Below are 11,731 nucleotides of genomic sequence, written 5' to 3'. Positions count from 1 at the left end.
GATGCTATTTAAAAGCTTAGTAGTGAGCTTCACTGCAATACTTTACGGTCAATTTTACCGCTTGCAGTTTTGGGCAAGGCCTCTAAATGAGTGAAATATTGAGGCACTTTAAACTTTGCCAGATTACTTAGGCAAAAGATTTTTAGATCTTCCAGATTAACCATTTGGTCTTTCTTAGAAACCACGAAAGCCTTGCCTACTTCACCCCATTTTTCGTGTGGCACACCGATTACTACAGCTTCGGCAATTTGGTCGTATTGCATCAACACACGCTCAACTTCTACCGGATAGACATTTTCTCCACCAGAAATGAACATATTTTTGCGTCTACCAGCTACATAGATATAGCCTTCTTCATCTTTTCGCACCAAATCACCTGTATGAAACCAGTTTTGGATAATCGTTTTTTGAGTGGCTTCGGGGTTTTTCCAGTAACCGGGAGTTACCATGGGTCCTCTCAAGCAAAGCTCCCCAATTTCATTTGTCTCGGCTAATTTGCCTCCTTCTTTAATAATTTTAGCTTCCACATAAAAATTAGGTCTGCCAATAGAACCCAACTTTCTTATGGCATCATTTTGATGTAAAGAGGTGAGATTTGGACCCACTTCTGTAAGTCCATAACCTTGCCTAATCCGAATTCCTTTTTTGTGCCATGCTTCAATTACTGGGAGTGGTAAAGATTCTCCACCTACAATAAAATAGCGAATGCTATCGAGTTGTGATGATGCATAATTTGAGCTTTCCATCATCATTTTTAGCATAGTGGGAACACCAAAAAACAAATCAAGTTTCTTTTGATCTATCAACTCAATAATTGTTTCTGCTTCGAATTTTTTCAACAAATACACCTTGCCTCCAATATGCAGTAGAGGTGTTAATAAAACATTCCAACCACCTGTATGAAACACAGGAGTACAACAAACAGTGGTATCTGTTGAACTTAAATTGAGGCTAATAGAAGTATTGATGCTGTTCCAAAAAAGCATTTTATGGGTATATATTGCCCCTTTGGGAAAGCCTGTAGTACCAGAAGTATATAAAATGAAAAGTGGATCGTTTTCGCTAACTGTTGGTAAATCAATTTCTTCTACAACATCTTGACTATGCTTCTTATACAAATTCCTTATCACTTCCATCGACATTAATGAAGTATAACTTGGAATCTGGCAAGCTTCGGCCTGAGGCATAAACTTATCTTCCGAAAGAATAATTGCAGGTTCTGAATGCTCAATTAAGAATTGAATTTCGGGTGTAGACAATCTAAAATTTACCGGTACAAGAATAACTCCTGTTTTTTGGGCTACTGAAAATAAAATTATATTTTCAATACAGGGCTCTGCAAACAACATAATGCGATCACCTTTGCCAATTCCTCTTTTATAAAGAATCTCGATAAAGTGATTTGCACAGTTTTCAAGTTCATGATAAGTAATTTTGCGGCCAGAGTCATACTCTTCCAAAGCCACATGATGGGGTGTATACACAGCCCATTTTTTAATCCAGTCTATTGTATTCATTTTCATATTTGCAGGAATAATTATTCCTTTAGTTGTTATTCAAAAATTGCTTCATGACTCTATACTTTAAAATCATGAAGCAATTCTTTAATTAGTTTTACCTTGATAATCAGGCTGATAGTTCTTTCTCTTTTATCTCAGTCTTGAAAAACTGAAAATTTTTATCCAAAAGATAAATAAAAAATCCTAGAAATAAAGCACTTAAAATAGCAAAAGTTGCTGCAACCCCCGGATTATTTACTGGTTCTTGCATATAACTACCAATTCTTCCGTAATAAACTCCGAAATGCACCACCAAAGCAGTAATGGAAGCAACAACCGGTGCGACGAGTGGAACATCATCTAAAAACATCCCAAACAATACCGGAATAAATGCCGCTGCAAAATAGGCATAAACTCCATTTTGAGCGAAAATAGCTACACTTACATCTGGTGCAACCAATTGCTGATAGGAGAGAAACATACTTACCGCAGCCAAAAACACAATTACCAAGCGATTAATTAATATCTCTCTTCTAGGTTTTTCTCTATTGAATAAACTTTCTCCAAAAACTGGTTTTAGAAAATCTGTTGTGATGGTAGCAGATAATGATTGAATTAGACCTTCTAAAGTAGATAAACCTGCGGAGATCATTCCCAAAACCAATATCAAACTTACATACACCGGAAATTCCTGCACTACATAAGTGGAGACTAAACCATCCATCGGAATTGCTTCTCCATCTAGTATGAGTTCTGGAAAAGCCAAGCGGGCATACAGACCGGCAACTACTACCATAAAAAACAGGCTTTCTACTAAGATGCCCACTAGCAAATATCGGTTTACATCTTTCTCATTCTTTAATAATAAAGATTTTGTAATGATGTGTGGCTGACAAACAATCGCAATACCTATAATTATTTGACAAAATATAATTTCAAAATAATCTCTAAATAAGAAACTTGAAGGATTTGTCCATTGTGCCAAAGTAGGATCGATGCTATCTAATTTGGCTAAAAATCCTTTTACACCATTGCTAAAATGTTCATAGCCAGAACCTAATAAAATTACTGCTACTATCAACATCAATACTGCTTGAATCGCATTGGTGTAGACCATCGAATTGGCTCCGCCGAACATCATATAACCAAACACAAAAATACCGATGCTCAATAATACTGGTAAAACAGGAAGATCAAGTGCCACAGATAAAACCTGAGTAAGACCCACCAGAATTAATACTATAAATGATATGAGTAGGAAAGATAAAACCGCGAAAAACAATGCATATTTTTTACTATTGTATCTGTTTCCAATCCATTGAGCCATGGTGAGCGCTTTAATGCTTGTGCCATACTTTCTGAATTTTTTGGTAAATACAATGAGCGAGACAAAAATGGCTAATGGCATTACGATACCAAAAGAAAGCACTCCGCTGATGCCATATAAGCCAATAAAGCCGGGATTGATGATGAATGTGGCAGCACTCGTCATGGATGCTGCGAGTGCCAAACCAACAGCAACTGGAGAGAAATGTACGCTTCCAACTGCGTAATCTTCTATATTTTTAGTTTTTAAAGCGCCTCTAATAACCAGAAATAGAATTAAAAGCATATAAAAGATTACTGCTAGCCAAGTAAGATACTTATTGGTAAAGGTTTCCATATGTTAGTTTTTTAGTATCTGAATGCAGTTGCGGCAAAGGCAAGTCCGCCACCAGAACCGATGAGAAATATTAAATCACCTTCTTTCAGTTTTCCTTTGTTAATAGCATCATCCAAAGCCATAGGAATGCAGGCAGAGCCCGTATAACCATTGTTTTGCATAATGGTATGAGCCTTAGTCATTGGTAGGTCAAAGACTTCCATAGTCTCTTGTATCGAATTGATATTTAGCTGAGTAATAAAGTACTGAGCTACCTGAGCCGGACTTACATCAATACGCTCACATAGAGATCGAATCATATCAGTCCAAACTTCTGGATTCAACTCTTTGGGAAAACGATGCACAAATTTTAATTGGTGATCTTTGGCTTGTATAACCTGTTCTGTAATTGGCTGGTTTGTACCACCTGCATAAACTCCCATCCAGCTATTGTACTGCCCTTCGGTTCTGAGTTCACTTGCCAAAAAGCCTCTATTTGTATTTTCTTCTGCACTCAATAAAACAGCTCCGGCACCATCAGCAAACAATGTTACAGTCTTTTTATCTTGCTTATTGAGGTGCTTACTCATGGCATAAGCTCCAACAACCAGTACATTGTTATAGCGATCATCTGCTGTAATATATTTAGCGGCAACATCTAATGCTGTTACAAAACCTGCACATGCAGTATTTAAATCAAATGTACCTGCATTTTTTGCTCTTAATCTATCTTGAATAACAGATGCCGTTGAAGGAGAAATAAACTCTGGTGTGTCTGTAGCAATTATAATTAAGTCTAGTTTTTCTGGTCGCAAATCAGCTTTTCTTAGTGCATCCCAAGCAGCGGCTTCAGCAAGATCAGCGGTCGATTCTGCAGGGTTACACCAATGTCTGTTTTTAATACTCAAATTCTCTTGTAACCAAGTATCTACATCTTCATTCAGTAGTTCATTAAAATAGCTATTCGGTACAGACCACTCAGGCACATAGGCACCTGTAGAACGAATCAGTGCTTTTCTCATAATTTGTGATTTTGATTGTTTGCTAATCGATTTTTAAATCAAATTTCGAATGTATTGGTGGTATGTATACGCTGTTATTAAAGCGTTACAGCGCCATCTACACTAATTACCGATCCACTTACAAAAGATGCTTCTTCTGATGCTAAAAAGCTGTAAACATGCGCTACATCTTCGGGTGTACCTAGTCTTCTCAATGGTGTTTTGCTTACCATCATTTCAACTACTTTACTCGGCATGGCTGCTACCATTTCGGTGGCTATAAAACCAGGTGCAACTGCATTTACAGTAATTTTATACTTGCCCAATTCTTTGGCTAATGTCTTTGTAAAACCGATTAAACCAGATTTGGTAGCTGAGTAATTTGCTTGCCCGAAGTTTCCGTACAAACCAACCACAGAAGAAGTGTTTATAATTCTACCAGATTCTTGTTCAATCATATATGGAATTACAGACTTTGTGCAGTTAAACACACCTGTAAGGTTTACATCGAGTACTTGTTGCCACTCGTTGTATTGCATCTTTTTTATGGTGGCATCTCTGGTTATTCCTGCATTGTTAATGAGCACATCTATGCTTCCATATTTTTCTTTAATGTATTTGGCTGTATTCTGTGTTTCTTCAGGATCAGTGGTGTTCATATACATTCCCTCAACAAGAATATTTTTGCGCTTAAATTCTTCTTCTGTCTCACTGGTTTTTGTTTGGTTAATATCCCAAATAATTACTTGCGCGCCTTCGAGCCCAAACTCTAAAGCTGCTGTTTTACCTATTCCGGAAGCACCGCCAGTAATAATAATTACCTTGTCTTTAAATCTCTTTTTCATATTCATATTTCTGTGTTTTTCTGATTCAATTTATTAATATATGAATGTAGAAGAGGAAAGATTTAATAAATTGTACCTGAAGACTATTAGGCAAAATATGATATTTTATCATTGTATAATACTCAATATCAAATACTTATATTTAATATGTGTAGGTGTGACTTTTTAATAATATAGTATTGATACAATCAGTTGAATAATTGCTAGTGAAGATTAACCTAAGTAAATACTATTTGCCTGATGAATGAAAATAGGATTGAATAAAGCAAAAAAGGAGGGGAAAAATAGGAAGTTGAAAAGTAACCTCTGGGACTGAGATGAGAAATAAAAAAAGGAGACTATCTAATTAGTCTCCTTTTAAATTTTGAAAGAAATTTTTTATGCTGTTAAAGCTTCTTTTAACGCTTTTGCAGCAGCAGCAGGATCTTCCGCTCCATAAATAGCAGCACCTGCAACCGCAACAGTAGCACCAGATTTTTTTACATCAGCAATGCTGTTAATGTTAACTCCACCAGCAATAGAAACCGGTACACCAGCTCTTGTAGCTTCATCAATCAATACTTGGATTGAGTAATTTGGATCAGCTTGCTCATCTAATCCAGCGTGTAACTCTACAAACTCAACACCCAAAGCGATAACTTCTTGAGCACGCTTTACACGATCTTGTACACCGATAGTGTCTACCACTACACCTTTATTCAATTTTTTAGCTACTTCAACAGCACCAGCAATTGTTGCATCACCAGTTGCACCTAAAATAGTAATATAGTCTGCACCTGCTGTAAAAGCCATTTCTGCTTCAAGCGCACCAGCATCAGCAGTTTTAAAATCAGCAAATACTTTTTTGTCAGGAAATGCTTCCTTCATTGCTGTAATTGCGCTTAGTCCTTCACTTTTAATAAGTGGTGTTCCTAATTCAATAATATCAATATAAGGTGCTACTTTAGTTGCTAAAGCTATAGCATCTTCAGTTTTTAGTAAATCAATCGCTACTTGTAGCTTAGTCATAATATATAATTTATTAAGTTAAAAGGTTAATTTTTTTGTAGGAATCTGTTATTCCATATTTGCATGTCTTTTCCATAACTCTCCTGTAGTGCTGCCATCTTGCTTCCATAAGAATTGTATTAGTGCATCAAACAGTAAGAGGAAAGATTGCTCAAACAAACTTCCTGCATATTGTGCAGATACAGCCGCTTTCAATTCTTGTTTTCCGGCAGCTGGAATTGTTATCGTATAATTAGCTAATTGTGCTAAAGCTGAGTTGTTATTAGTAGTAAAACAAACTATACCCGCTTCGTTTTTTTGAGCTACTTCGGCTGCTTTTACAATCGAACTTGTAGTTCCAGAACCAGAAGCTGCTATGAGTAAATCTCCCTTATCAATAGCAGGTGTTGTAGTTTCTCCAACAACATAAACCGAATATCCTAAATGCATTAATCGCATAGCAGCAGCTTTAATCATGAAACCTGTGCGACCAGCTCCTATCAAAAATATATACTTAGCTTCCTGCAGAGCAGGTATTATAGCTTTAAGATTCTCAAAATTTAGCGACTTGAAAAGTTGTTCGTGTTCTTCAAGAATCATTTCAAGCGCATTATGTATGGAGTCTGTTTCAATTACTGTTTCTGTATGCTTCATTAGTAAGTCGTCTGTTCACATTAAATCTTCACTTGAGATTATGGGGCAAAATTAGTGTGCTAATCTGGTGTAGTATGTATACAATTTGATAGATGTGTGGTATAATTTGCCAATATTGATAAAAGCTATGGTGATATTGGCTAGTTTTGTGGTACTATATGGAAATGATGGTATTTCCCTGTTAGTTGGAAAATAAAATTGAAGCGATGTTAAGTGATAAGGTAATATATATTCGTAATCTAGATAATTGCCCACCTTCTTATTTAGAAGATCCAGGACGAAGAGAGTTTTTTGAGATTGTATGGCTGCAAGACGAAAATGCTTTACATGTGCCGCAACATGCATTTCAAACATTACGCGGCGACTGGATTTACCTAATTCCTCCTTATCGTGTACACCAATTAAACAAAGCCGGAAAAAAAGGTTTACTTATTTCTTTTAAGCGTGAATTGTTAGAAGGAGATTTAAAAGAATTCTTATTAGACGTTTTCCGCATGTTTAATATTCAAGGAGAATTCTCATGCTTACAAGTTAATGAACAAAGCTCTAAAGGACTTGCAACAATTTTTCAATTGCTGAATGAAGAATACCAAAAATCTACTTTAAATCTCATTATGATTAAGGCGCTTTTGAAGATATTTCTGCTACAATTGATACAATTGAAAGACCAGCATTTTACTATGCAAGACATTAATGAAAAGCGTATTTATGAGTTTATGCTTTTATTGGAAATAAACTACCTCCAAGAGCGTACAACTGAATTTTATGCAGATAAACTTGACATTAGTGCAAAACGTCTGAATCAGATTTTGAAAGAAAAATTAAATAAGACTGGCATGCAATTGATTCACGACCGATTGGTATTAGAAGCTAAAAGACAAATAATACATAGTGAAAATACTATTAAGGAAATATCTTTTAATCTTGGCTTTAAAGATCGATCTTATTTCAGTAGATTTTTTAAACAACATTCTGGACAAACACCACAAGAATTTCAGTTGAGTGTTAAAAATCATGTTCGTGAATACGATAATACACTTATCAATTAAACTTAAGAAAGGGTTTGTAGCACTACAATTTTGCTTCAAAAAAAGGAAGGTGAATCTTGGATAAGGTTAATTTGCAAAACCTGCTTAACTGTGATTATGTTAAGTTGCTTATATATCGAATTTATCTTTTAATCTATCAATATATATTCCTTTGTTTTTCATTAATGAAATTAGCTTTTTATCTACAGCTACAACTTTTGAATTTAACTCATCTAATAAATCCTTTTCTTTGTTTACCATTTTATGCAGCCAAATACTATTAATTACATCTGGTAATTCTTCTAAGTATTCTTTAAGAACATATGCATCTGCTTCTGAAATAAGGGTTTCATTTACTAAATCTTTAGAGATGTTTCCAGTAACATAAATCACAGGAACATCTTTATTAAATTTTTTTGCTAACCTGTAAGCTTCATTTATATAAAATCCAGGTACATCATAATCTAACAAGATCATATCTGGATCAGAAACTCTTAGTTCCCGAATAAAAATATCTTTATTTTCACAAATTATCAGTGTGGCAAAAACCTTTGCCTTCAGCAAACATCTTTTAATGTAAACCTGATCTGGAATGGAATCTTCGAGAAGCAGAATTTTATTTAATTGAAACATAGCTTAAAAAATATATTGTTGCATAAATGTCATCTACAAGACCTATGTAGACTTATCAATTACTAAAATTGATCTTATACGATGCTATCTCAATATATATCCTTTTAAGCAAATTACATCGAATTTACCCATATAAATTTTAGTTTTTTTATTAAATCTATGCCGCTCTAGATTCTTTATTTAGCATTGTTTCTTCAACTAAAGTTCTGCTTAATGGCTTCTCCAAATAATGTTTTACAAAGGGATAACAAAAAAGTTTAAATTGATTATCTGGATGTGCATAACTTGTTAAAACTATTATAGAAGTATTTGGAAGATAAGCGTAAATTTTTGCATTGTACTCTTCAAGAAAATCAAAACCATCCATCATTGGCATCATTAAATCGAGTACGATAAACCTAAGATTAGTAGTATTTTTATTTAAAATGAATTCAATTAAAAAATCGATTGCTTCAAGTCCATTTCTTTTTACGATAGATGTATATGAATCATCGACCATCTCAATCATCTTTTCAGTAATCATCACATTCACTTCATCATCTTCAATTATTAAATAAGATTTATCACTAAACTCAGCCATATTGTTTGTCAGTTTTTATTACTAAATGGGATTGTATTAAAAGGTTGTGATCGTTGTTTACTTAATCTATAGTATATAATTATTCTAATAGTATATATAATTATACCAAATAGCTAATTGGGTATAACTAACTGATTATTAAAATTTTGTGATTTTTTGTCTTGAAGCAAGTGTCCCATAATGGGAATCGCTCTAATATATAGAGAATACGTTTTGTCCCGAATAATACTATTTTATTGAGTGACTAATAAAATTGTCACAAAAACTATCGAAGAAAATAACCACTCACATGTTGTAACCTTTCGCTTATTCAAAAGTATGCAGTTTTGAGTCACTCATTTTTTAATTTAATAGTATAATAAAATCCTTGCGTCATGATGTTTAAGAACTACCTTATTACTGCCTACCGAAACTTAAGAAAACGTTTTGGTTATTCTCTAATAAATATTCTTGGTTTAGCCACTGGTATGGCTGTTTGTATACTCATTTTGCAGTATGTGAATTTTGAGTTGAGTTACGATGATTTCTTTCCTAACAAAGAAACTGTTTTTAGAATTAGACAAGATCGCTACGATAAAGGTGAGCTTTCTACCCAGTGGGTTTCTGGCTGTGCTGCTGTTGGTCAGTTTGCTAAAACGAATTTTCCTGAAGTAGAAGACTTTGTAAGATTGAGAGGGGCTAGTGCGATATATGGTTACATCAATGAAGCAGGTCAAGAAAAAAGTCTTAAAGAAGAGCGAGCATATTCTGCAACACCTTCCATTTTTAATGTTTTTTCTATCGATCTTATTCATGGAGATGAAAATACCGCTTTAAATGATCCCTTTCAGTTAATAATTTCTGAAAAAATAGCGAAGAAATATTTCGGTGAAGAAGACCCAATAGGTAAAACCATGACACTCGACCGAAATAGTAAATTTACTGTAACTGGTATTTTTCCAGACTTTCCGGATAATAGCCACTTTAGAGGCGAAATTATCATCTCTTATGCGACAGTGGTAGACTGGCAAGGTGAAGGCGCAGAAAATGCTTGGAACTGGGATGGCTTCTATAACTATGTAAAAATTAATCCGAATACAGATTATAAAGTCTTAGAAAAGAAAATTACTGAAGCAGCAAACGAACAAAATAAAGAAGATTGGGGCAACTATAATCATTCCGTAGTTTTCTATCTGCAACCACTTACAGACATCCATTTATATTCAGATTTTATTGGAGAATTTGAACCAGGTGGTAATGGAAATACAGTTTATTTTCTATTAATCATCTCATTTTTTGTAATCATCATCGCTTGGATTAATTATATTAACCTATCCACAGCCAGATCGGTAGACAGAGCCAGAGAGGTAGGCGTGCGTAAAGTAATGGGTTCCAATAAACAAAGCTTGATTTATCAGTTTATAATGGAAACGGCTTTAACCAACCTAATCGCTATAATATTAGCAGGTTGCATTGTAGTATTAGCTCTTCCCTACTTTAGCGATCTAATCGGACGAGAAATCAGCTTTACTATTTTACAAGAAGCAAACTTTTGGATAGTATTGTGTACAATGTTTTTTATAGGTACCATACTCGCTGGCATCTATCCCGCTTTTGTGCTTTCATCTTTTACTCCGGTAGTTGTCTTAAAAGGCAAAATGAGAAACTCTCGCCATGGAATAGTATTAAGAAAAGGGTTGGTGGTTTTCCAATTTGCTGCATCTATCGTATTAATGATCGGAACAGTGGTAGTATACCAACAAGTAAATTACATGCAAACTCAAGATTTAGGAGTTAACATCGAACAAACTTTGGTTTTAGATGTACCAATGATCTGGGGAGACTCCACTTATCCATCAAGAGCCGAAGCCTATAAGCATGAATTAAAAAGTAATCCCAATATCTCAGAAGTGGCATTTTCTACCGAAGTTCCCGGTCGTTCACCGGGTTGGAATGCTGGTGGAATTAGACTGGTTACAGAAGATGAAAAAGACAGCAAGCAATACAGAGTAATTGCCGTTGACTACGATTTTGTAGATATGTTTGGTTTAGAAGTAGTAGAAGGTAGAAAATTTTCTGAGGAATATCCGAATGATAAAAATGCTGTACTATTTAATGAAGCCGGTGCCAAACAATTAGGTTTTGAAAATTACAATGAAATGATGGGTGAAGAATTGTTTTTTTGGGGTGATACATTTCAAATTGTTGGTGTGCTTAAAAATTATCATCAATCTTCATTACAACACGATTTTGAACCGCTCATTTTTAGAATGTCTGGTGAAAACCATAACTATTACTCTATTAAAGTAAACACTGCTGGCTTAAGCGGTACCATTGCAGAAGTAGAAAAACTTTGGAAATCTTATTTCCCAGAAAAACCATTTGAATACTTTTTCTTAGACGACCGCTTCAATCAGAACTATGCTAAAGATATTCTTTTCGGCAAAGTATTCTTAATATTCTCATCATTAGCCTTATTAATTGCCTGTATGGGACTGTTCGGTTTGGCATCTTACACCACCTCTCAAAGAACTAAAGAAATTGGAATTAGAAAGATTCTGGGAGCTACCATATCTAGTATCTTAATGTTGCTTTCTAGAGAATTTACCATTTTGGTGCTCATCGCTTTTGTAATCGGAGCGCCTATCTCCTATTTCTTAATGGATTTATGGTTACAAGACTTCGCTTATAAAACACCTATGAGTTGGTGGCTTTTCGTACTGCCGGGAGTTACCATCTTGTTTATTGCTTTGCTTTCTGTAATCTCCCAAGCATTAAAAGCTGCATTTGCCAATTTGAGCAATTCTTTAAGGTATGAATAAGTAATGATTAATCACGCAAAAAACTCTCTGTTAGCAATTATTTACTGGCAGAGAGTTTTTA

At 34.7% G+C, this 11,731-nt stretch carries 10 protein-coding genes; 2 read left to right on the top strand and 8 right to left on the bottom strand.

From position 1 onward, the window contains the following. Positions 1-29: 29 nt before the first annotated feature. From OQ292_RS29220 to hxlB, 6 genes are all read right to left on the bottom strand, one after another. Positions 30-1,523, bottom strand: coding sequence for a class I adenylate-forming enzyme family protein (locus OQ292_RS29220; protein ID WP_348970682.1), 1,494 nt, complete (start codon positions 1,521-1,523; stop codon positions 30-32). 103 nt (positions 1,524-1,626) lie between these two features. Further along, complete coding sequence (locus OQ292_RS29215; RefSeq protein WP_284687639.1) at positions 1,627-3,162, bottom strand: sodium:solute symporter family transporter; 1,536 nt, start codon at positions 3,160-3,162, stop codon at positions 1,627-1,629. A gap of 11 nt (positions 3,163-3,173) precedes the next feature. Then, complete coding sequence (locus tag OQ292_RS29210; protein ID WP_284687638.1) at positions 3,174-4,163, bottom strand: 3-oxoacyl-ACP synthase III family protein; 990 nt, start codon at positions 4,161-4,163, stop codon at positions 3,174-3,176. 77 nt (positions 4,164-4,240) lie between these two features. After that, entirely contained in the window at positions 4,241-4,987 is a 747-nt protein-coding gene (gene fabG, locus OQ292_RS29205) for a 3-oxoacyl-ACP reductase FabG (protein ID WP_284687637.1), read from the bottom strand. A 378-nt stretch (positions 4,988-5,365) separates the two neighbouring features. Then, the gene (gene hxlA, locus OQ292_RS29200) at positions 5,366-5,995 is read right to left on the bottom strand and encodes a 3-hexulose-6-phosphate synthase (RefSeq protein WP_284687636.1); all 630 of its coding nucleotides are present in this window, start codon (positions 5,993-5,995) and stop codon (positions 5,366-5,368) included. 48 nt (positions 5,996-6,043) lie between these two features. Beyond that, positions 6,044-6,628 (bottom strand): 6-phospho-3-hexuloisomerase, encoded by a 585-nt coding sequence (hxlB, locus tag OQ292_RS29195; protein ID WP_284687635.1) that lies wholly within the window; start codon positions 6,626-6,628, stop codon positions 6,044-6,046. Between the two features lie 206 nt (positions 6,629-6,834). On the opposite strand from hxlB, the gene OQ292_RS29190 reads away from it, so the two are divergent. After that, entirely contained in the window at positions 6,835-7,677 is an 843-nt protein-coding gene (locus OQ292_RS29190; protein WP_284687634.1) for a helix-turn-helix domain-containing protein, read from the top strand. Between the two features lie 108 nt (positions 7,678-7,785). Here OQ292_RS29190 and OQ292_RS29185 read toward each other — a convergent pair whose 3' ends face one another. Both OQ292_RS29185 and OQ292_RS29180 read right to left on the bottom strand, forming a co-directional pair. Continuing rightward, positions 7,786-8,289, bottom strand: a complete 504-nt coding sequence (locus tag OQ292_RS29185) for a response regulator (RefSeq protein WP_284687633.1) — start codon at positions 8,287-8,289, stop codon at positions 7,786-7,788. Positions 8,290-8,446: 157 nt separating this feature from the next. Then, positions 8,447-8,869, bottom strand: coding sequence for a response regulator (locus OQ292_RS29180; RefSeq protein WP_284687632.1), 423 nt, complete (start codon positions 8,867-8,869; stop codon positions 8,447-8,449). A gap of 374 nt (positions 8,870-9,243) precedes the next feature. Here OQ292_RS29180 and OQ292_RS29175 point away from each other — a divergent pair, with 374 nt between their 5' ends. After that, positions 9,244-11,670 carry an ABC transporter permease gene (locus OQ292_RS29175; protein WP_284687631.1) on the top strand — a complete coding sequence of 809 codons (2,427 nt, stop codon included), beginning with the start codon at positions 9,244-9,246 and terminating at the stop codon, positions 11,668-11,670. Positions 11,671-11,731: the final 61 nt, after the last annotated feature.

This window comes from Chondrinema litorale (genome assembly GCF_026250525.1).
Taxonomy (GTDB): domain Bacteria; phylum Bacteroidota; class Bacteroidia; order Cytophagales; family Flammeovirgaceae; genus Chondrinema; species Chondrinema litorale.
This window is presented reverse-complemented; position numbering and strand designations above follow the sequence as displayed.